Source organism: Halobacillus seohaensis, from assembly GCF_042663045.1.
GTDB classification, from domain to species: Bacteria; Bacillota; Bacilli; order Bacillales; family Halobacillaceae; genus Halobacillus_A; species Halobacillus_A seohaensis.
The window spans coordinates 37,955-61,485 of sequence record NZ_JBHSZV010000004.1 but is presented as its reverse complement, the minus strand read 5'-3'; the positions used below and the strand labels follow the sequence as shown (position 1 = coordinate 61,485).

At 38.7% G+C, this 23,531-nt stretch carries 18 protein-coding genes; 1 reads left to right on the top strand and 17 read right to left on the bottom strand.

Translation table 11 applies throughout. The features are described 5' to 3' along the window. The first annotated feature begins 282 nt into the window (after positions 1 to 282). Positions 283 to 2,238 carry an AMP-binding protein gene (locus ACFQIC_RS00540; RefSeq protein ID WP_204706231.1) on the top strand — a complete coding sequence of 652 codons (1,956 nt, stop codon included), beginning with the start codon at positions 283 to 285 and terminating at the stop codon, positions 2,236 to 2,238. Between the two features lie 50 nt (positions 2,239 to 2,288). On the opposite strand, the gene ACFQIC_RS00535 is transcribed toward ACFQIC_RS00540, so the two are convergent. The 17 genes from ACFQIC_RS00535 to zwf all read right to left on the bottom strand — a co-directional run bounded on the left by ACFQIC_RS00535 (position 2,289) and on the right by zwf (position 23,407). Beyond that, positions 2,289 to 3,812: an acyl-CoA carboxylase subunit beta gene (locus ACFQIC_RS00535; RefSeq protein ID WP_204706228.1), complete on the bottom strand. Its 1,524-nt coding sequence runs from the start codon at positions 3,810 to 3,812 to the stop codon at positions 2,289 to 2,291. A gap of 13 nt (positions 3,813 to 3,825) precedes the next feature. Beyond that, entirely contained in the window at positions 3,826 to 4,602 is a 777-nt protein-coding gene (locus ACFQIC_RS00530) for an enoyl-CoA hydratase (protein ID WP_204706227.1), read from the bottom strand. Further along, positions 4,603 to 5,523, bottom strand: a complete 921-nt coding sequence (locus tag ACFQIC_RS00525; RefSeq protein ID WP_204706225.1) for a hydroxymethylglutaryl-CoA lyase — start codon at positions 5,521 to 5,523, stop codon at positions 4,603 to 4,605. It abuts the gene before it with no gap. Positions 5,524 to 5,538: 15 nt separating this feature from the next. Next, a complete protein-coding gene (locus tag ACFQIC_RS00520) occupies positions 5,539 to 5,751 on the bottom strand; it encodes an acetyl-CoA carboxylase biotin carboxyl carrier protein subunit (protein ID WP_204706223.1) in 213 nt (70 codons plus the stop codon). Between the two features lie 13 nt (positions 5,752 to 5,764). Beyond that, on the bottom strand, positions 5,765 to 7,120 hold the full coding sequence (locus ACFQIC_RS00515; protein WP_204706221.1) for an acetyl-CoA carboxylase biotin carboxylase subunit: 1,356 nt from the start codon (positions 7,118 to 7,120) through the stop codon (positions 5,765 to 5,767). A 10-nt stretch (positions 7,121 to 7,130) separates the two neighbouring features. After that, positions 7,131 to 8,771: an AMP-binding protein gene (locus tag ACFQIC_RS00510; protein WP_204706219.1), complete on the bottom strand. Its 1,641-nt coding sequence runs from the start codon at positions 8,769 to 8,771 to the stop codon at positions 7,131 to 7,133. Positions 8,772 to 8,791: 20 nt separating this feature from the next. After that, the gene (locus ACFQIC_RS00505; protein WP_204706217.1) at positions 8,792 to 9,934 is read right to left on the bottom strand and encodes an acyl-CoA dehydrogenase family protein; all 1,143 of its coding nucleotides are present in this window, start codon (positions 9,932 to 9,934) and stop codon (positions 8,792 to 8,794) included. Positions 9,935 to 9,999: 65 nt separating this feature from the next. Then, entirely contained in the window at positions 10,000 to 10,632 is a 633-nt protein-coding gene (locus tag ACFQIC_RS00500) for a TetR/AcrR family transcriptional regulator (RefSeq protein ID WP_204706215.1), read from the bottom strand. A 107-nt stretch (positions 10,633 to 10,739) separates the two neighbouring features. Beyond that, a complete protein-coding gene (gene parC, locus ACFQIC_RS00495; RefSeq protein ID WP_204706213.1) occupies positions 10,740 to 13,190 on the bottom strand; it encodes a DNA topoisomerase IV subunit A in 2,451 nt (816 codons plus the stop codon). A gap of 15 nt (positions 13,191 to 13,205) precedes the next feature. Continuing rightward, positions 13,206 to 15,158, bottom strand: a complete 1,953-nt coding sequence (gene parE, locus ACFQIC_RS00490; RefSeq protein WP_204706211.1) for a DNA topoisomerase IV subunit B — start codon at positions 15,156 to 15,158, stop codon at positions 13,206 to 13,208. A 193-nt stretch (positions 15,159 to 15,351) separates the two neighbouring features. Next, positions 15,352 to 15,762 (bottom strand): CoA-binding protein, encoded by a 411-nt coding sequence (locus ACFQIC_RS00485; protein ID WP_204706209.1) that lies wholly within the window; start codon positions 15,760 to 15,762, stop codon positions 15,352 to 15,354. A 12-nt stretch (positions 15,763 to 15,774) separates the two neighbouring features. Continuing rightward, positions 15,775 to 17,301 carry an ABC transporter permease/substrate-binding protein gene (locus ACFQIC_RS00480; RefSeq protein WP_204706207.1) on the bottom strand — a complete coding sequence of 509 codons (1,527 nt, stop codon included), beginning with the start codon at positions 17,299 to 17,301 and terminating at the stop codon, positions 15,775 to 15,777. After that, the gene (locus tag ACFQIC_RS00475) at positions 17,298 to 18,365 is read right to left on the bottom strand and encodes an ABC transporter ATP-binding protein (protein WP_204706205.1); all 1,068 of its coding nucleotides are present in this window, start codon (positions 18,363 to 18,365) and stop codon (positions 17,298 to 17,300) included. Before ACFQIC_RS00475 ends, ACFQIC_RS00480 begins: the two co-directional genes overlap by 4 nt. A gap of 91 nt (positions 18,366 to 18,456) precedes the next feature. Beyond that, positions 18,457 to 19,530 (bottom strand): AI-2E family transporter, encoded by a 1,074-nt coding sequence (locus ACFQIC_RS00470; protein ID WP_390216892.1) that lies wholly within the window; start codon positions 19,528 to 19,530, stop codon positions 18,457 to 18,459. A 64-nt stretch (positions 19,531 to 19,594) separates the two neighbouring features. Then, entirely contained in the window at positions 19,595 to 19,822 is a 228-nt protein-coding gene (locus ACFQIC_RS00465; RefSeq protein WP_204706203.1) for a hypothetical protein, read from the bottom strand. 664 nt (positions 19,823 to 20,486) lie between these two features. After that, positions 20,487 to 21,899: an NADP-dependent phosphogluconate dehydrogenase gene (gene gndA / locus ACFQIC_RS00460; RefSeq protein ID WP_390216891.1), complete on the bottom strand. Its 1,413-nt coding sequence runs from the start codon at positions 21,897 to 21,899 to the stop codon at positions 20,487 to 20,489. Positions 21,900 to 21,958: 59 nt separating this feature from the next. Then, positions 21,959 to 23,407 (bottom strand): glucose-6-phosphate dehydrogenase, encoded by a 1,449-nt coding sequence (gene zwf / locus ACFQIC_RS00455; protein WP_204706199.1) that lies wholly within the window; start codon positions 23,405 to 23,407, stop codon positions 21,959 to 21,961. Positions 23,408 to 23,531: the final 124 nt, after the last annotated feature.

Sequence of the window (23,531 nt, the reverse complement as noted above, 5' to 3'; positions counted from 1 at the left end):
ACTTCTTAACCATCTGGGTGATTTTTACTTTATCGAGAAAAATCAACAAAAGTAACCATATTTCTTACGAGTTTGACTTTACCATTAATAAATCGTAAAAACAATTAATCCCTCCTTATTATATACAAAGAAATGAAAATTCTCTCCTTATTTAACAATCTTTAATATTTATTCATATATTTTTTAAATTATTGCTACATTCAATATTCATTCGCCCGATGTATTCAGTTATAATATAATTAGGAGTATTCCGACTATTGATTAAAAGCAAGGAGGATAACGATGGGTACATATGAAATAGCATGGACACCAACAAAAGAAGTGAAAGAAAGTACGCGTTTGTATCAATGGATGAGAATGCATGGGTATGAACACTATGACGATTTCTATAAAAAGTCGATTGAAGATATTGAGTGGTTATGGGATCAGGCCGTTTCTGTCTTAGAGATTGAATGGTATAAATCTTACAGTAAGACCCTGAATCTTTCAGATGGTATTCAATATCCTCAGTGGTTTGTAGATGGTGAGATGAATGTGGCTCATAATGCTTTGGATAAATGGGCACATGATGCAACTAAAAAAGATAGTGTCGCTTTATATTGGGAAGGTGACAACGGAGATGAAGTAACATACACATTCAAAGAGCTTCAATCAAAAGTCGATGCCTTCGCACATGGTTTAGAAAATATAGGTGTGAACGCTGGGGATATTGTTACTATTTATTTACCTATGCTTCCTGAAACTCTCATTTCTATGCTTGCTATTTCTAAAGTTGGAGCGATTATTTGCCCTACTTTTTCAGGATATAAAGCTGATGCACTCACTACTCGTATAGATGGCTCACGTTCAAAGTTTCTTATTACGGCTGATGGCTATTATCGCAGAGGTAAGATTGTCTCTATGAAAGAAGAAGCTGACCGTGCAGCTGAGCAGAGTGAGCATTTACAGAATGTCATTGTGGTCAATCGAACAGGTAGAAAGGTTGAATGGAAAGAACAGAGAGATATTCCCTTTGATTCCCTACTGAGTAATAGTACAGAATACAGAACTAAACACACCAAAGCAAGTGATCCTTTTATGTTAATTTATACATCTGGTACGACTGGCAAACCTAAAGGTGTTCTTCATTCCCATGCTGGTTTTCCAGTTAAATCGGCCTTTGATGCAGGCATTGCCATGGATGTAAAAAAAGAGGATACATTGTTTTGGTATACAGACATGGGATGGATGATGGGACCTTTTTTAGTCTATGGAGGTTTGCTAAACGGAGCATCCATTGTCATGTTTGAGGGCACACCGGATTATAAAGAGCCTGATCGACTTTGGGAAATGGTAGACAAATATAACGTCACCCACTTAGGAATTTCACCTACTTTAATTCGTTCATTAATGAAACAAGGTGTAGAGTGGGTCGAAAAACACGATTTATCTTCTTTAAAATTAATCGGATCTACAGGTGAGCCTTGGAATCCTGAACCTTGGCAGTGGTTATTCAAAAATGTAGGAAAATCAAAAGTTCCTATTTTTAATTATTCTGGTGGAACTGAAGTTTCAGGTGGGATTTTCGGTAACGTCCTAGTGAAACCTATTCAGCCCGTAACTTTCAATGCAGTTTTGCCCGGAATGGATGCCGATATATTTGATGATCAGGGAAATTCGCTTCAAAATGAAGTAGGTGAACTTGTTTTGAAACAGCCTTGGGTTGGCATGACAAACAGTTTTTTTGAAGATGATGAAAGATACGAAAAAACATATTGGAGTAAATTTCAGGATACATGGGTTCACGGAGACTGGGTCACTGTAGATAACGATGGTTTTTTTACCATCACTGGTCGATCAGATGATGTTTTAAATGTAGCAGGAAAACGCTTAGGTCCAGCTGAAGTTGAATCCGTACTTGCTAGCCATGATGCCATTATTGAAGCTGGTGTTGTTGGGGTGCCTCATGAGCTAAAAGGTGAGGAAGCTGTAGCCTTTATCGTTTTACATTCAAATATTGAGCAAACCGATCAATTAATGGAAGAAATAAAAGAGTATTTAGTTTATAAACTAGGTAAAGCGTTGGCACCAAAGAAAGTTTTTGCTGTTTCAGACCTCCCTAAAACACGAAATGCTAAAGTGATGAGAAGAGCGATTAAATCTGCTTATTTAGCTAAGGATTCTGGTGATTTAAGTGCATTGGAAAATCCTGAGACAATAGTGGAAATTCGTAAAGTAGCTCAACAAAGCACATCATAATCGAATGAAAACCTAGAAAAGCCACTTCTTATATAAGAAGTGGCTTTTTGTTAAACGGGATAAACCCCGTGCTTTCTCTCTGTAAAGCTGACTGATTTGCTTTGGTAAGCTGCAAATCGATGAACTAACTCGGATCTTAAACGCTCAGGTTGTACAATATCATCAATAACCATCTCTGAAGCTAAACGATATAGATCAATGTTTTCTTTATATTCGTCCTGCTTCTCTTTAATAAAGGCTGGACGTTCTGCTTCATCAAGAGAAGCAATTTTATTTGCATACACCGCATTAACAGCCGCTTCCGGTCCCATTACAGCTATTTGGGCGGTCGGTAAGGCAATACAGGCGTCAGGTTCAAAAGCTGGCCCCGCCATTGCGTATAACCCAGCTCCATAAGCCTTCCTTACGATAACTGAAATTTTAGGAACGGTAGCTTCACTCATTGCTGACAGCATCTTAGCACCGTGGCGAATAATTCCTGCGCGTTCAACTTTTGTTCCAATCATAAAGCCAGGAATATCGACTAAGAATAGAAGTGGAATATTAAAAGCGTCACATAACTGCATAAACTTAGCCGCTTTATCTGCTGAGTCAGGGAAAAGCACGCCACCTTTAGCCTTAGGCTGGTTCGCTATAATTCCAATCGTACGTCCATCCATCCTAGCTAAACCTGTAATTAATTCTGGAGCGAATTTTTTCTTAATTTCACAAAATGAACCTTGATCAATGATTCGATCAATGAATTGATACATATCAAATGGTGCATTTTGATTTTCTGGGATAAGTTCCGAGATGTTTTTATCAAACTCTTTCGGTTCCAATGCTTGCGTTTGTTTGGGTAAGTTTCGATAGTTTGCCGGGAAATAACCTAAGTAGCAACGAGCATATTCAATAGCTTCGTGTTCATCCTTTACTAAGACGTCTCCACATCCCGATACTGAACAATGCATATTGGCACCGCCCATTTCCTCTAAACTTACCTTTTCACCAATCACTTTTTCTGCCATACGAGGGGATCCTAAATACATCGATGCATTCCCGTCTACCATGACGACAATATCACAAAATGCCGGAATATAAGCTCCACCTGCAGCTGATGGTCCGAATAATAAACATACTTGTGGCACACGACCTGATAACTTGATTTGATTATGAAAAATTCGACCGGCACCTCTGCGATTCGGAAACATATCTACTTGATCCGTAATTCTGGCACCAGCAGAGTCTACTAAGTAAAGCATTGGCACTTCCAGTTTCATGGCGGTTTCCTGGATTCTAATAATTTTTTCAACTGTACGTGCACCCCACGATCCTGCTTTAACAGTGGAGTCGTTAGCCATCACGCACACTTGTTGCCCTTTGATTTTCCCGATTCCCGTGACCACTCCATCCGCCGGTAAAGAGCCGTCCATACAATTGGCGAAAAATGAATCTTCTATATTTAAGTCATCATCAAATAAAAGCTGCAGCCTTTCACGCACAAACATTTTTCCTTTACTTTGATTGCTTTCATGGTATTTCTCTATTCCTCCAGAGGATATCTTATCTTGTTTAGTTTGTAACGTTTCGTTCATCGATTACTCCCCCTTACTTTCCCTTATAATCGGGTTTTCGCTTTTCTTTGAAAGCACGTAAGCCTTCTATTCGATCACTCGTTGGGATAGTTTGTTGATAACATTGACGTTCAATTTCAAGTCCCGTAGCAAGATCAGCTTCAGTTCCAAGCTGTATTGATTTCTTAGCTTGTCTTAATGCAATCGGCCCGTTCTTTGCAATTGTGCGAGCTAAATCTATCGTTTGATCGCTTAATTGATCATTAGTGTACATAGATTCGACTAGATTCATGTCTACAGCTTGTTCAGCAGAAACAGGTGTACCTGTAAAAATCATTTTTTTCGCTTTAGAAGGACCAATAAGTCGCGGTAAACGCTGGGTCCCTCCTGCTCCTGGAATGATAGCCAATGAAGTTTCGGTTAATCCAACTTTTGCATCTTCACTTATGACTCGTATATCACACGCGAGCGCTAGCTCAAGTCCTCCTCCATATGCCGCTCCATTGATCATAGCAATGGTCGGGATGGACAACTGTTCGACTTTCACCACTGTGTCTCCTATTTTTTTCACGGTTTGGATTACTTGTTCATCCGTCATCCCGATTCTTTCTTTTAAATCCGCTCCTGCACAAAATGCTTTAGTACCCGCTCCCGTTATGATGGCTACGCGAGCCTCTGATTGTTCAATATTATCTAATACATTTACCAATTCACTCAAAAGATCGTTCGATAAACTGTTAGCCGCTTCACTTCGATTAAGCGTAATTAAAGCAATATGATCGTTAATATATGCTACTTCTACAAGCGCCATTTAAAAATACTCCCTTTGTCTCATTCGGTTTGCAATTTGCATATGGTGACTCGGTAATTCTTTACCTAATATTTTTTGAATGTATTCGGCTGCTTGATTCAATTTTTCTTCTTCAATGCCTGTTTGAATCCCCATTTGATGAAGCATATGCACTAAATCATCCGTGGCTAAATTACCGGAAGCCCCTTTAGCATACGGGCAGCCTCCTAGCCCTCCAAGTGAACTATCAAAAATGGTAAGGCCATGTTGTAAGGATACTAGTACATTCGCTAAGGCCATTCCGTACGTGTTATGAAAATGCATTGCTATCTGATTTACATCAAGATCGTTTTTAATTGTACTTAAGAATTGATCAACTTGCTTAGGATTGGCTACACCAATCGTATCTCCAAGCGATAATTCATCCACTCCGATATCCAATAACCGTTGAGAAACTTTTAGAACCTGGTGAGGCGCAACAGCTCCCTCATATGGGCAACCAAAGACTGTGGAAACATATCCTCTCACACGTTTGCCATGGTCTTTTGCTTCTTGAACAACTTCTTTAAAAATAGGATACGACTGTTCAATCGACTTATTTATGTTTTTCATATTATGGGATTCACTAGCAGACATGAAAACAGCCACTTCATCGATGTCTGTTTCTAAAGCCGCTTTCAACCCCTTAGCGTTAGGAACAAGGGTAGCATACGTGGTTCCTGGCTTGCGATAGATCTTTGTAACTACATCTTTTGCATCTTTTAATTGAGGAATCCACTTAGGATGAACAAACGAACTGACTTCTACTGAAGAAAGTCCAGATTTAGATAACATATTTATCCAGTTAATTTTATCTTGCGTGGCTACTTGTTGCTTTTCATTTTGCAAGCCGTCCCTTGGCCCAACTTCTTTTACCGTGACGAACTCAGGAAATGTTTGCATTTCATCCGCTCCTCGTTACTCAATAATAGCAATAACGTCTCCTTCGTTTACAAAGTCTCCTTCAGAAACTTTTAACTCCTTGAGTGTTCCATCCTGTTCAGCTGGAATAGGGATCTCCATTTTCATGGATTCTAAAATAACGACGTCTTGACCGGATTTAACAGACTCCCCTTGTTGGATGTTAATTTTCCATACACTTCCAGCCATGGATGCTTTTACTTCATTCATTGTTTTCTCCCCCTTATTGATTCGTTAATGTTGGTAAATAGTAATCTTGAATAAATGATGTGTTTGTTTCGCCGACAATAAATTTTTCGTGAGTAACAATCCGTTTCAACATCGTAATGTTACATTTGATACCTTCAATTTCATACTCGTGAAGAGCCTTGGTTAATTTTTTAATCGTTGCTTCCCTTGTATCTGCCGTAACAATTAACTTTGCGATCATCGGATCATAAAATGGCGTGACCTCTGATGTTTCATGAACAGCAAGTTCATGACGGATCCCCTCTCCTTGAGGTAAAACGAGTTTTGTTAACTGGCCAGGGGATGGTAAGAACGTATTAGAATCTTCTGCGTACACCCTTACTTCTATCGCATGGCCTTGAATGAATAGATCACTTTGTTTGTAAACTAATTTTTCACCAGCAGCAATACGCAACTGTTGTTCGACCAAATCTACACCAGTAATTTCTTCTGTTACAGGGTGTTCTACTTGTAACCTTGTATTCATTTCTAAGAAATAGAAATTTTCCTCTTCGTCTACTAAAAATTCAATGGTGCCCGCGTTTGTATAATTAAGTGTTTTTACAGCTTCTATTGCACTTTCTCCCATTTGTTGACGTGTTTGATCGGAAAGTGATGGGGAAGGTGCTTCTTCGACAACTTTTTGGTGCCTTCTTTGGATTGAACATTCTCTTTCAAACAAATGAATCGCGTTTCCATGCTCATCCGCCAATACTTGAATTTCGATATGCTTGGGGTTTATGATCTGTTTCTCAATAAACATTTGGCCATCACCGAAGAAGGTTTGAGCTCGTTTTTGATTACCTTCGAACGCTTTTTCTAGTTCGTCGCTTGAAGCTACCATCTGCATGCCAATGCCACCACCTCCTGCTGCTGCTTTTAACATGACGGGATAACCGAATTCTTCTGCAACAAGTTTAGCTTCAGAAACATCAGCAACGGCTTCCATCGTTCCTGGTACAACCGGAACACCAGCTCGTTTCATTACATTGCGGGCAGCAATCTTGTCACCCATCTTTGAAATCACTTCTGAGGAAGGTCCGATAAACGTGATTCCTGCTTCCCTTACTTGTTTAGCAAAACCTGCATGCTCGCTTAACAAACCATAACCAGGGTGGATCGCTTCTGCCCCTGATTCTTTAGCAACGCGGAGAATCTTATCGATGTTCAAATAGGATTCATTCACGCGAGGCTTCCCTATTAAATAGTGCTCATCTGCTTCTTTTACGTAAGGTGCTTGTTGATCCGCTTCTGAATAGACAGCCACCGTTTGGATATTTAACCGCTGACACGTTCGTATAATACGAGAAGCAATTTCTCCACGATTGGCTATGAGTACTTTTGAAAACATAATCTCCCCCCTATTTTCTAATTTCAAGTGATGCAAGAGCTGACTCCTTAAGTTTGAACTTCTGAATTTTCCCACTAGCCGTCATTGGGTATTCTTCGGTAAATCGAATAAAACGGGGGATTTTATGTTTGGAAATATTCCCATCACAAAATTTACGAATTTCTTCTTCAGTTACTTCTGCCCCTTCTTTTGGTATAATGAAAGCCATAATTTCTTCTCCGAATTTTTGATCGGGTACACCAATGACTTGAACATCGAGTACTTTCGGGTGTTGGTATAAAAATTCCTCAATTTCTCTTGGATAGACGTTTTCCCCGCCACGGATAATCATGTCTTTCATCCGTCCGGTTATTTCAAGATACCCATCATTATCCATAACGGCAATGTCCCCTGTATGAAGCCAACCTTCTTCATCAATGGTAGCTTCTGTCGATTCTTCATTTTTATAGTAGCCTTTCATGACAAGATAACCTCTAGTACAAAGTTCTCCTGGTATTCCCGGTTCGCTTTCCTCCCTTGTTGCAGGATCTACTACTTTAACCTCAACATTCGGATGAGCTTTTCCTACACTCCCAACGCGAAGCTCAATAGGATCGTCCGTCTTCGTTTGAGTAATCACAGGGGAAGATTCCGTTTGACCATAACCAATTGTAATCTCCTCCGCCCCCATTTTATTGATCACATCCTTCATCACTTCCATCGGACAAGTCGCTCCTGCCATAATGCCTGTTCGTAATGTCGTAGGTTTATATTTTTCAAAATTAGGATCATTCAATTCAGCAATGAACATCGTAGGAACTCCATGTAAAGCTGTGCAGGATTCATTTTTCACGGCACGAAGAACGGTTTCAGGATTGAATTGTTCTAAAATAACCATCGTGCTACCCTTTGAAACAGCAGCAAGTGTTCCAAGCACACAACCAAAGCAGTGGAAGAATGGTACAGGAATACACAACCGATCTTCATTAGTAAGGCGCATACAATCAGCTACCTGATTTCCGTTATTCACAATATTAGAGTGACTAAGCATAACTCCTTTTGGAAAGCCTGTCGTACCTGAGGTATATTGCATATTAATAACTTCATCATAATGAAGAGATTGATGACGCTCAGTCAATTTTTGTTCACTTACTGACTGACTAGCTTTGACCACGTCTCTCCAGGAATAGCAGCCCGTATGTTCCTTCTCACTTAGAATAATAATATTTTTTAGCTGTGGTAGCCTCTCACTCTGCAACTCTCCTTTTGATGATTGCTCAAGCTCTGGACAAATTTCTTTTAAAATATCAACATAAGAAACACCTTTAAATTCTTCTGCTAAAATTAACGTGGAGGCGTCTGATTGCTTGAGTAAATACTCTAACTCTTGCGCACGATAATTTGTATTTACCGTAACAAGGACAGCTCCCATCTTTCCGGTAGCGAATTGAGACACCAACCACTCGGGTTTATTATCCGACCAAATAGCCACATGATCGCTTTTGTCAATACCTAAGGACATAAAACCTCGTGCTGCCTCGTTTACCAAGTTATTAAACTCTTGATAGGATTTTCTTAAACCTAATTCAGGATAAACAAATGCTTCATGTTCAGGATATTGCTTTGCCTGTTCTTCAAGTAACTCGCCGACTGTCATTTTAAGTAACGACATAGTTGAGCCTCCTTTGTTATTTAGCAACCTAACTGACGGGCAATTACCATTCGTTGTATTTCAGATGTTCCTTCTCCAATTTCAAGAAGCTTGGCATCACGCAAAAATCTTTCGACCTCGTATTCCCGCATGTAACCGTACCCTCCATGAATTTGGATCGCTTGATTAGAAGAGCGAAAAGCTGTTTCAGAAGCATACAGTTTGGCATATGCTGCTTCTTTAGAAAAAGGCTTCCCTTGATCCTTTAACCATGCAGCTTTCATCACCATATTTCGAGCAAGCTCTACTTCCATAGCCATATCCGCTAACTTGAATTGAATCGCTTGGAAATTCGAAATGGCTTGCCCAAATTGTTTTCTTTCCTTTGCGTAAGCGAGCGCTTTATCCAATGAAGCTTGAGCAATCCCTACCGCTAAAGCCGCAATAGAGATTCTCCCCCCATCAAGTGTGTAAAGAAACTGTTTAAAACCACCTTGAGAATCTCCTAATATATTTTCCTTTGGAACCTTTACGTCTTCCAATATAATTTCAGACGTATTAGATCCGCGCACCCCCATTTTTTCGTAGGGGCTCGAAATCTTCATACCGGGAGTATCTTTAGGAATAATAAAAGCTGAAATGATGTTCTTCCCATTTTCTCGTTTCCCGGAGACAGCCGTCACTGTAATCGACCGAGCATATTCGGCATTGGTAATCCAGCACTTCTCTCCATTAATGACGTAATGGTCCCCTTGGAGTACAGCCTGTGTCTTAGTTCCTCCTGCATCAGAACCAGCATTTGGTTCAGTTAAGCCAAAAGAACCTAATCCTTCTCCTTTTGCAAGCGGAACTAGGAATTCTTGTTTTTGCTCTTCGGTTCCAAAATAATAAATCGGGCTTGCACCTAGAGAAACTGCTGCTGCGTAGCTTAACCCTGTAGATCCGCAAACCTTTCCAATCTCTTCAACGGAAAGTGCATAAGTGAGAGTGTCTCCACCGGAACCTCCATACTTTTCGGGAAAAGGAATGCCAAGGAGGCCTAATTTCCCCATCTCATCAAATATATCCTTTGGAAACTTCGCCTTCGCATCGATATCTACTGCGCGAGGACGGATTACCTCATCCGCAAAATCACGCACCATTTTTTTGGTCATTTGCTGTTCTTTTGTTAACTCAAAGTCCATACCATTTCCCCCTCTAAAAAGACCGACTAGTTGGTCTGTACTGAGCAAAAAATAAATGAAAGCGTTTACTTATCCTCGTAAAAAAAAGGAACTTGTAACAAGTGATTCTTGTACGTTAGTTCTACATTGGACGGCAATAATGAATGTAAGATCAAATCAATAAATACATCGGCAATCTCTTCGATGGAATACTCTCCATCACGGCGATACCATTTGTAAATCCAGTTAACCATTCCTAGAATAGCCATGCTAGTAAGAATAGGCGGAAGTTCTTTACGAAAATGACCAGAGCGCTGTCCTTCTTCAATCACAGATAAGATTAATTGTTTGAATTCTTCACGTTTAATTTTGATTCTCTTTTCATATTCAGGTTTTAGGTACATACTTTCTTGATAAAATACAGAAATATGCGGCTTGTAAAGATCAAAAACCTTAACAAAAGATCGTATCATAGCCTGGATTCTGTCTATTGGTGAGGAATGGGCTTCATTCGCGGCTTTAGCTTCTTTTGAAACATATGTAATAAATGCATCATGGATGACAAAAAGAAGCTCTTCTTTCGAGTGAAAATGATGGTAAAAACCACCTTTTGAGGTTTCTGAAGCTTCTACAATTTGCTTTACACTAACTCCATGAAACCCGTACTGATCAAAAAGAACGAGTGAATGTTTAATGATTCGATCTTTTAAATTTAGCATACACCATCCCCTCAAACTGAATATAAATTCATCTTATCATAATTTTCTTAAAACACAATATGGAATACAAAAGACTTTCCCTCTATGTGAGGAAAAGTCTTGTAAGTTTACGTCTCTTCTATGTTAAAAGGGGCTGAATATTTGGGCTCTACCCAAGTTTCTACAATTTCTCCATTTTTCTCGCTATCCATAATATATGACCCATTACTATAACGATCATTTGCTTTAAAATCCATTGGTTTGACAGTTGTTAAGTTGTCTTTTGAAGATTTCACAACGATAGCATCTTGATTCGAAACCACATGCAAGTCGATTACACGATGGGGATCTTTTTTTAGTTCTCGTAGCATAATTACTCCGCGTTTAGCTCGCGACGTTCGTTCAAAATCTTTTAACTTCATCCTTTTAACAGCCGCTCTATGGGTAGTTAAGACAAGGGATGGATCAGTTTTCGCTTGAAAGACTTGTCCTGAAACGACGTATTCATCCTCTTTCAGCTGAATGGCTTTAACTCCAGCAGCCCTTTGTCCAACCGTATTCACTTCGTCTTCATGATACCAAAGCCCATATGCTTTATTAGAAGCAATAAACAAATCAGCCGTTCCATCGGTGACATGCACATCGATTACTTCATCGTCCCCTTTAAGGTTAACGGCTACAAGCGGCTTGGAGTGTCTTGTCGCCTGATAAAGCTGCAGTTCACTTTTCTTGACCATGCCGTTTTTTGTGAAAAATACTAAGTACTGGTCATCATTAAATTCCCTAATTGGAATCACATCAATTAAGTATTCGTTTTTATCAATCGACACAATATTTGCGATATGTTGACCCAGGTCTTTCCAGCGAATTTCTGGAAGCTTGTGGACAGGAATATACAAATATTTCCCTAGATTTGTAAATAACAGCAACGTGTCTGTTGTGTTTATTTCAAGAAGCCGTAATAAGTGATCACCATCTTTAATGGCTAAATCTTTACCGTTAGAAGCTCCATAAGAGCGTTGGCTGGTACGTTTAATATAGCCATCCTTCGTGACAGAAACCACCATATCCTCACTAGCCACCGTAACTTCTAGATCTACCTTTAATTCTTCGACTTCATCTTCAATCTGTGTCAATCGATCTTCATTGTATTTCTTTTTCATCGATCGTAAATCAGTCTTTATTACTTTGAAAAGTTCATGTTCACTTGCTAGTAGGGCTTGTAAGTACTCAATTCGCTTTCGCAATTCTTCCGCTTCCGTTTGCAATTCAGTTATATCCGTATTTGTTAGACGATAAAGTTGCAAGGTTACAATAGCTTCGGATTGCTCTTCTGTAAAGTCATAAGCAGCGATTAATTGCTGTTTTGCATCCTGTTTGTCTTTAGATGCACGAATTGTAGCAATCACTTCATCTAATATGGAAATGGCCTTTATAAGACCTTCGACAATATGTGCCCTCTTCTGTGCTTTAGTTAAGTCATAAATTGATTGACGAGTAACCACATCTTTTTGGTGAGTAATATAAGCATCAAGCATCATTGGCAAACTTAAGAGCTTCGGTGTACGTTCATGAATGGCTACCACATTAAAATTGTAGGCAATTTGTAAATCTGTATGCTTATATAGGTAATTGAGTACACCTTCACTATGCGCATCCTTCTTAAGTTCAATGACGACACGCATACCTGTCCGGTCCGTCTCATCCCGTACTTCAGAAATACCTTCTACTTTTCGATCAATTCGTAGCTCATCCATACGCTTGACGAGTGTAGCTTTATTGACTTCAAAAGGAATTTCATCAATAACAATTTGCTCTCTGCCACCTCTAACGGATTGAATATCAGCTCTCCCTCTAAGAACAATCCGACCTTTTCCAGTTTCATAAGCTTTCTTCAATCCGTCAATTCCTTGAATCGTTCCACCTGTTGGAAAATCGGGTCCCTTTAACTTAGTCATTAGTTCATCGACTGAAGCTCCAGGCTTATCAATTCTCATAATGACAGCATCGATGACTTCCCCTATGTTATGAGGAGGTATTTCCGTGGCATAACCAGCTGAAATACCTGTTGAACCATTGGTTAGCAAATTCGGAAATTTTGCAGGTAACACCGTTGGTTCCTCGATTGTATCATCAAAGTTTGGAATATGTTCGACTGTTTCTTTTTCAATATCTCTTAAGAGTTCTGAGGAAATGCTGGATAGTCTTGCTTCTGTATAACGCATGGCTGCCGGAGGATCTCCATCTACACTGCCGTTATTTCCATGCATTTCGATAAGAGGTTTACGAACTTTCCAAGACTGGCTTAAACGAACCATCGCTTCGTAAACAGAAGAATCACCATGTGGATGATAGTTACCGATTACTGTACCTACTGTTTTAGCAGATTTTCGAAATCCTTTATCATACGTATTTTTCTCGTGGTGCATCGCATATAATATTCGGCGCTGCACGGGCTTTAATCCATCTCTTGCATCAGGTAAAGCCCTTTCTTGAATAATATATTTACTATAGCGGCCAAAACGGTCGCCTAACACTTCTTCTAACGGTAAATCTAAATACTTTTCTGCCTCAGCCAACAGAATATCCCCCTTTTATTTCTCGATTTTCTCATTTTCTAAGATACTCGCTTCGTCTTCAAGACCGAAAGCAACGTGGGATTCAATCCATTTCCGGCGAGGTGCTACTTTATCTCCCATCAACGTGGTCACTCTGCGCTCAGCACGAGCCAAATCATCAATAGTAACACGAATCAGTGTCCTTGTTTCTGGATCCATCGTAGTTTCCCATAACTGATCAGCATTCATTTCACCTAGTCCTTTGTAACGTTGAATCGTATAACCGCTCTTATACTCTTTTATTAATTTTTGCATACCTTCGTCATCCCAGGCGTAATCTATCTTTTCTTTTTTACCTTTGCCTTTAGAAACCTTATACAAAGGTGGAAGAGCAATATACACTTTTTTAGCCTCGACTAATGGTCGCATGTAACGATAAAAGAACGTGAGAAGTAATACTTGAATGTGAGCCCCGTCCGTATCGGCATCGGTCATAATGACGATCTTATCATAATTACAATCTTCTAGTGTGAAATCACCGCCCACACCAGCGCCAATTGTATTAATAATCGTAGAAATCTCTTCATTTTTAAAAATATCGGCAATTTTTGCTTTTTCTGTATTGATGACCTTTCCTCGAAGGGGCAATACAGCCTGAAACTTTCTGTCGCGTCCTTGTTTGGCTGATCCACCTGCAGAGTCACCCTCAACAAGATATAGTTCATTTTTTTGAGCGTTTTTCGACTGGGCAGGAGTAAGTTTTCCACTTAATAATGCGTCTTTACGCTTGCGCTTTTTCCCGGAACGAGCGTCCTCTCGAGCCTTTCTAGCCGCTTCACGTGCTTCCTTAGCTTTAATCGCTTTTTTAACTAACATGGACGAGATATCTGGATTTTCTTCAAGAAAATAAGACAATTTCTCAGCTACTACAGCATCAACCGATGACCTAGCTTCAGACGTTCCCAATTTACTTTTCGTTTGGCCTTCAAATTGAAGAAGTTCCTCAGGTATTCGAACGGAAATAATCGCTGTAAATCCTTCGCGAATGTCATTTCCTTCTAAGTTTTTGTCTTTTTCCTTTAACAGCTGTGCTCTCCTTGCATAATCATTAAAGATACGAGTAATCGCTGATTTCGCCCCCGATTCATGAGTGCCCCCATCTTTTGTGCGGACATTATTGACGAAAGACAAAATGCTATCCGTAAATCCATCATTAAACTGGAACGCAAAATCTACTTCGATATTAGAATGAGCTCCTTCAAAGGAAACAACCGAATGCAGCGTATCTTTTTCTTCATTTAAATAAGCAACAAAGGATTCTAGCCCGTCTTCATATTGATAAGATTCTTCCAAGCCTTCGCGTTCATCTATTAATGTAATCTTAAAGCCTTTTAAAAGAAAAGCCGCTTCTCGAAGCCTTTCAGACAATGTCTCAAAGTTATATTTCGTTATTGAAAAAATCGATTCGTCTGGTTTAAAACGAATAGTAGTACCTGATTTTCTAGTTTTTCCTTGCTTTTCAAGAGAAGTAACAGGAACACCGCCCCGTTCAAAGCGTTGATAAAATTTTTCTCCATCTCTGTAAATATGAACCTCTAACCACTCTGATAAAGCATTAACAACAGAAGCTCCTACACCGTGTAATCCTCCACTTGATTTATATCCACCTTGACCAAACTTTCCGCCCGCATGAAGGACGGTTAGGATGACTTCTGGCGTGGGCTTACCTGTTTGGTGCATTCCTGTGGGCATCCCGCGAGCTTCATCAGCTACAGATACACTTCCGTCACGGTGGAGAGTAACAGTCATATGCTCACCAAATCCAGCAAGTGCTTCATCTACTGAGTTATCGACGATCTCAAATACTAGATGATGCAAGCCACGTTGGTCTGTAGCCCCTATATACATGCCTGGCCGTTTTCTAACAGCCTCCAATCCTTCTAGTACTTGTATGGAATCATCTGAATAGGGTTGATTTTGACTTGTCAATTTTCCATCGGCTCCTTTCTAAACGACACAATCTCTCACTATAATAGAACAAATGTTCGTGATTGTAAACGTGCACTAAAAAATCATCGCTTGTTATATTGTAGCGGTTTTACGAAAAGACGCAAATATATTTTTAACATTATGCACGAAAAAACCCCTGTAAAAACAGGGATTTCTTCAAAAATGATTCATTTTATCCTAATACTGCATGGGCTACTTTAATACAATTGTTCATAATAATTGTCATTTGACTGTCCTTTAAAATGTCTGGAACATCTTCATGATAGACACCTTGTTGCCCCCAAAATGCTTTTGCATCAAGCAAGGATGCTTCTTTGGCAACGGTTGGAAGATAACTGGAACGCCTAAATACGTTAATAATATCGATTGATTGACTAATTTCACCCAAAGAATCATAGGCTTTTTCACCTAGTGTTTCAGTTATCGTTGGGTTTACAGGGATAATTTTATATCCGGCCTTCTGCATCGCCTGACTTACTTGATACGAAGTTCGATGAGGTTTATCGGAAAGTCCCACAACAGCTATCGTTTTTGAATCGTTTAATATCTTACGAATCTGTTCCTCATCAGGATTAGTGAACATACAATGACCTCCTTATTCGTCTAAGAATCCCTCTGCGATTAAAAATTCACGAGCCACTTCTCGAGGGTCTCGATCTTCATAGTCTACATCATAGTTCATTTCTCTCATTTGATCTTCTGTAATCTGTCCACCTAACTGATTTAAAACACCTTCAATTTCAGGAAATTCCTCTAGCGTCTCTTCCCTCATGAGAGGAGCTCCCTGATACGGCGGAAATAGATTTTCCGGATCATTTAGTACGGTTAAGTTTAAGTTTACCATATATCCGTCGGTAGCATATGCATCAATTACGTCTACTTCCCCATTTGAGATCGCAGTTTGTCTCAAACCAGGGTCCATGGTGCGCACCTCGGCAAGATCTAAGTTATAGACTTCTTTCATGCCTTGATATCCATCTTGACGATCATTAAACTCTAGTGTGAAACCCGCGGTAATTTCGTCTTCAACTTTTTTTAAATCGCCTATGGATTCTAAATCATACTGTTCTGCAGTTTGCTGTGTAGTTGCTACAGCGTACGTATTATTAAATTTCATAGGTTCAAGAAATGCAAGACCGAATTCTTCCGACATCCCTTGCTTTGCTTGCTCGTAAACTTCATCTGACTCGTTACTTTCTGCTTGACTATCTAATAATGAAACAATAGCTGTACCTGTGAATTCAGGATACATATCATTGCTTCCTTGTTGCAAGGAACTAAACACTAAGTCAGTTTTTCCTAAGTTTTCTTCTAATCCTACATTGATGTCTGTTTCTTCTTCAATTAATAATTTATACATATTAATTAAAATTGCGGGCTCAGCACCTTGTTTTGCTCCAATGGTTATATCGTTTTGTACCTTTCCCCCAAATGCTAGTGGTCCTACGGCTATTAGAGCAGCAATAACAAGTAAAGTAGTTAAGGAACGAAAACCAGATTTAGCTGATGTTCTCTCAAACAACCTTAAGATTAAATCAAGGACAATAGCCAAAATAGCAGCTGGAACCGCTCCTAGCAAAATTAAATTAGCGTCACCGCCTCGATCTAATCCTAGTAAAATCAGATCACCTAGTCCTCCAGCGCCGATTAGAGCGGCTATTGTGGTCGTACCTACAATGAGAACCATAGACGTTCGAATTCCGGCCATAATTACTGGCATGGCTAAAGGGAGTTCTATTTTCGATAAGCGACGGAACGAATTCATTCCCATCCCGGTTGCAGCTTCTTTTAGAGCGGGGTTTACTTCTTTTATCCCTGTGTACGTATTCCTTAAGATCGGGAGTAATCCGTAAGCGGTTAATGCAATAATTGCAGGTGTTCGTCCTATTCCGAAAAAAGGAATTAAAAATGCTAGCACAGCTAGACTTGGAATGGTTTGTAGCACTGCGGTTACCCCGATGATAGGTTCTGCCAACTTCTTCTTTCTAGTTAACAGCAAACCTAAAGGGACAGAAATAAGCGTAGCAATTACAAGAGCAATAATGGAAATTTGTAAGTGTTCCCATATTTTTTCATAAAGCATATCTTGTCTTTGTTGAAATACATTGATAAATTCGTTCATGTGCGTACAACCCCATTATCCGTCTTTATTTGTTTTTTGAGGTGGAGCACCATATCTTTATAAGAAAGAGTTCCAATCATTTTCCCATGTTGAACCACAGGAAGTAATGGATAATCAACCTTTTCAAAAGTTCCCATAACTTCTCTTAAGGTTTGGTTATGTTCTAATACTGGCATCTCTACTTTATCCCCATTATGAACCCCAAAAGCAAAGGTGTGATCCGAATTCTTTATAGCATACGTATCCTTAGACGGAACAACACCATCGGCAAACTCTTTGGTTGTAAAAAGGTTTTGTTGTGTTTGATCAATCATAACATCTACGGCCGTTTGCCATACGGATTTACGTCCCCCGATGAAGTCCTCCACAAATGAATTAGCAGGATTCAAAATTAATTCCTGTGGTTTATCCAGTTGAACTATCTCTCCATCTTGCATTAGACAGACACGATCTCCCATTGCCATAGCTTCATCAATATCGTGAGTAACAAATACGATTGTTTTTTTTATCTCCTTATGAAGCGATATGATATCTTTTTGGAGTTGTTCTCTACTTATTGGATCTAATGCACTAAACGGTTCATCCATTAGAATAATGTCCGGATCTGCTGCTAGAGCGCGTAAGACCCCAACTCGCTGTTGTTGCCCTCCAGATAGTTCACTTGGTTTTCTTTTTCTATGTTTTTCTGGCTCCAGTCCTACCATTAACATCAATTCGTCGATCCGTTTTGATAGCTCTTTTTTCTTCCACCTTTTCATCTCTGGTACAATTGAAATATTTTCTTCAATGGTCATATGTGGAAATAAAGCAATTTCTTGCAGCACATAGCCAATATTCCAACGCAGTTCATGAATATTATAATCACGAATATCTTTGTTTTGTATCAAAATCGTCCCCTCTGAAGGTTCGATTAAACGGTTTATTATTTTCATAGTTGTTGTTTTTCCGCAACCACTAGGACCGATCAGTGTTAAAAGTTCGCCTGCTTGAACCTCTAAATTAATCGATTGTATAGCTGTAGTTCCATCTGGGTATGTTTTACTAACATCTTTGAACGTAATCATGTTCCTGCCTCCCAATTTCTTTAACAAATATCAACAATATATTCCCTCATTCTCCTACACTCAAAACATTTCTTAGTAAGTTCACAATTTATTATGCGTTCACCTTGCGAAGTCTATAAAATTGATAGAGATTTTTAAATGTTACTTTCGCTACAGAGTAAAGCGGTATTGCGATTAGCATTCCAATAAACCCATACAGGGCTGCGGCAACAATTAATAACAAAATAATAGTTAGGGGATGGACATTTAATCGATCACCTAGAACTATGGGAGCTACGATGTTGCCTTCAAGCTGTTGTACAATAATCAGAACAACGAGAACATAAACGACCATCACTGGATCTTGTGTTAAGCTCACGATGATCGCGGGCAAAACACCTATAATAGGTCCAAAAAAAGGAACAACAGCGGTTAAAAAGACAAAAACACTTAAAATAAGACTATATTCAAGTCCAATGATTAAATAACCAATAAACATGAGCACTCCATCTACAAAGGCTACAGTAATTTGACCAATAATATAAGCGCTTAACGTTTGATCAATATTTTTCAGAATCTTTTTGCCTTCTTCATTATGTTTCTCTGGAAGGAGTCTTAGCATGAATGGCATAAAACGTTTACCATCCTTTAAGAAATAAAAAAGGACAAATGGAACAACAACAAGCACTGTTGTTGCACTAGTAATGGCTGAAATAATCTCAGTTGTATGATTTCCCATGCTTTGTAATGTATCGCTAAAAAAACTCGTTGCCTGCTGACGTAAACTACTAATGGAAACCACGTCCATATCGTTATCTTTAATCATCTTCTCGGTTTCTTCAGCTGATTCTTTTAAATCTGCAGGCAAATTTGATGAAAAGCCTGACACTTGATTTTGAATTTTCTCTGCCAACGTCCGGTAAGCTACAAACAGAAGACCAGCTATAGCACCATATACCATCAAAATGGCCAGAGATGTAGGAATATATTTAATTTTTGTAATCTGACGAACTGCGGGTTTAATAATATAATATAAAAATCCAGCAATAAGGATTGGATAAAAGATCGTGTTAATGATCGTTATAAAAGGCGAAATGAAATTTAACAACTGTAAGAAATAGATACATATCAATACTAAAATAAATCCAGTCATGTATTTAAAATAAGGATGTTTAATCCACAACATCATACACCTCAACTTGATTAATAATAAAATCTATACAGAAGTGTGTACCTCACAAGGGGATTTTTTAACCTTTCTGCTTTAAATTCGTGTATAAATATTGGTAGCATTGATCTATTGAACTAACACAATCATGAACTTCCTTGTTTTCAATTTCAAAAAGATCAAAACTATTTTTAGTAATAATGTAAGTTGAAATTTCGACAGATGGAGTGCCGTTCATAAGCTTTTCAAGTTCCATATAAATTGGATCGTCCCTTTTTTCACTAAACTCAAATAAATCGGTTTGCTTCATACCAACACTCCAGTACACTCAAAGTCCGAATCTCTGTTATCTCTTATTCGACAAAAAAACCAAGATTCCTGCCTACCCTTGGGAACAATATGACGGTTAAACATCGAATAGTCATATCATTGGTGTCCTTCTTATATGAAACCATGTAAAAATGGATCGGAACGTAATATTTTAGAGGAGTGATGATGATGAAAATGATTGACATTCCAGCACCTGTATTCGTATAAAACCAAAGAAGAGAAAAACAACCTAATTTTAAAAGTAACACGAATGGCCATTAACCGAATCTCGTTTCATACAAATAATGATTGTAATTTTATGTTAAAGTGAATCAAACGATTGTGAACGATAATATTTAAAACTAACTATTATGGAATAAGGAATTTTGAAAAGGAATGATTCTATTAGTAATCTGTTAGGCAGCCAAAACGTTCGAAATAAGAGTAGATACAGTCAAAATCACAATCGATGATGTAGCTGTGAAATATTAATCGAATCAGATCAATGGTCTTTTTTGAAATTGAAAAAACGCTTGGATTATCCCAAGCGTTTTTTGTGTGATATTTTTTTATTGTCCTGTTGTTTAAGTGTTATTTCCAATGTTTTTTACATTTTCTACACAGCTTGTAACTACTTACATCACAAGGATATCATCTTATTCTTTTTATTTTTCCAACCATTCTGTATGATATGTGCCTTCCTTATCAACACGTTGATAAGTATGAGCACCAAAGTAGTCACGTTGTGCTTGTAACAGGTTAGCTGGCAATGTTTCTGTGCGATAGCTATCATAATAAGCTAAAGCACTAGAAAGAGCAGGAACAGGTATTCCTCGGTCAATAGCTAAGGAAAGAACCTCACGCAAATTTGACTGATAGTTTTTAGCAATATCATTGAAATAAGGATCCAATAACAAGTTGTCTAAATCACTTTCACGATCATAAGCTTCCTTGATTTTTTGTAAGAATTGAGCACGGATAATACATCCTCCACGGAAGATCATCGCAATATCACCATACTTAAGATCCCAGTTATTCTCTTCTGAAGCAGCACGCATTTGAGCAAAACCTTGAGCATATGAAACGATCTTACTTAAATAAAGAGCTTTCCGCACGGATTCGATGACTTGTTTCTTATCGCCCGTAAATGGTTTCACCTCAGGTCCACTAAGGATTTTACTAGCTTTCACACGCTCATCCTTCATGGCAGAAATAAACCGCGAGAAAACAGATTCTGTAATGATCGGTAGAGGAACACCTAAATCTAGAGCACTTTGACTTGTCCATTTACCTGTACCTTTTTGACCAGCCGTGTCTAAAATCACATCCACCATTGGTTTGCCTGTATCTTCATCTTTTTTCGTGAAAATATCAGCTGTAATTTCAATTAAGTAGCTATCTAATTCACCTTTATTCCACTCGGCAAATACTTCGTGAAGTTCTTCAGTTGTTAATCCAACCACATTTTTCAGAATAAAGTAAGCTTCACAAATTAATTGCATGTCACCATACTCAATTCCATTATGAACCATTTTCACATAATGACCCGCCCCATTAGGTCCAATGTAGGTTGTACACGCTACACCGTCAACTTTAGCTGCAATCGCTTCTAATATGGGTTGAACGTGCTCGTAAGCCTCTTTTTGTCCTCCAGGCATTATGGAAGGTCCTGTTAAAGCCCCTTCTTCTCCCCCGGATACACCTGTTCCAATAAAGTGAACACCTGACTCTTGTAATTCTTTATTACGACGAATGGTATCTTGATAAAAAGTATTCCCTCCATCAATCAGGATATCTCCCTTATCAAGGTGAGGAAGAAGGGATTCGATTGTTGCATCTGTTGCAGGTCCTGCTTTGACCATGAGAAGAATTTTTCTTGGTTTTTCAAGTGTAGAGATAAATTCTTCAATTGTGCCAGCACCTTTAAAGTTTTTCTCTTTTGCTTCATTATTTAAAAATTCATCTGTTTTTTCTTTTGTACGATTATAAACTGCTACAGAGTAACCTCTGCTTTCAATGTTTAAAGCTAAATTTTTACCCATAACAGCTAAACCAATTACACCAATTTCCTGTGTCAAACTCTTCATCTCCTTTGAAATTACAAATCTTTATTTGTAGACATTTTATTTTGCTGTCTTTACCACCAGTGAAAACCTTGTTCGTTTATGAGTTGGTCAGAAGCTTTTGGTCCCATTGAACCAGATTCATATAAATGAAGTGGTGCATTATCCTCTTCGAAAACTTCCAAAATAGGTTGAACCCATTTCCATGACAATTCAACTTCATCCCAATGAGCAAAATAGGTTTGGTCTCCACGAATGGCATCAGCAATAAGTAGTTCATATGCTTCTGGTAAATCTTTTTGATCCCTAGAAAAATTAATATGAACAGGCTCAAGCTTCCCATTATTAAGTGAATTCTTGCTATTTAATTGCAGAGTCACTCCTTTATTAGGACTAATCTCAATAATTAATAAATTGGGTGCAAGCTCTTCATATTCGGCACGTTGTCGATGTGGACTCTTAAATTCTATCACGATTCGAGTTGATTTTTCCTCCATTCGTTTCCCGGTTCGAATATAGAAGGGAACCCCTTTCCAAAAATCATTATCAATTCGTAGACGTGCTGCAATAAATGTGTCATTGCGGGAAGATGATTCGATCCCTTCTTCATCAGTATAGCCCTGGATATGCTCATCATTAATGATACCAGGTCCGTACTGACCTCGAACTACATCTTGATTAACATCATCCTTGGTTAAAGGTCGAAGTGACTCCATCACTTTCTTCTTCTCACGGCGAACATTCTCAGCATTGATTTCGTACGGCAAATGCATGGCTGTCATCATAAGCAGCTGCAAGATATGATTTTGAACCATATCACGAATGGCCCCTACCTTGTCATAGTAGCCAGCCCTTTCTTCAACCCCAACAATTTCGCTGGCAGTAATCTGCATATTTGCAATGTATTCTTTATTCCAAAGTGCTTGCAAAACAGGGTTAGAGTGCTCTAAAGCTTCAATGTTTTGCACCATCGGCTTACCGAGGTAGTGATCAATACGATAAATTTCTTTCTCATCAAAAACTGTGCTAATTTTTTTGTTTAGCTCTCTTGCAGTTTCCAAGTCATGTCCAAAAGGCTTTTCAATAATCAATCGTTTCCAACCTGCCGTATCGATCAGACCACTTTGTTTCAAATTTGAATTGATGACATCAAATAATTTAGGTGACACCGATAAATAAAACATGCGATTTTCCGATAGGTTTAATTCTGCTTCTCTCTGACGTACAAATTGATACAACTGTTCATACCCTTGACTATCCGTTACATCTAATGAATGGTACCGAAATGACTGAAGAAACAAATCCATGGCATCTTCATCGACAGGAGTTCTAGAAAAGGTTTGAATGGCATCTTCCACATTCCTTTGAAACTCTTCGTTTGACCAGTTTCTACGTCCCAACCCTATAACAGAAAACGACTCCGGCATTGAGTGATCTAAGAATAAATTATATAAGGCAGGGTAGATTTTACGTTTGGCTAAATCTCCCGTAGATCCAAATAAAATAAAAGACATAGAATCCAATAGTTTTCCCACCACTTTTCTTAAGTACTTTGATCCCTTTTTTAACAAAACTCTTACCCTCGTAAGATTAAATTATCGGGATCGATTTCACAAGTAATAATTTCACATTTTTCTAAATGATGAC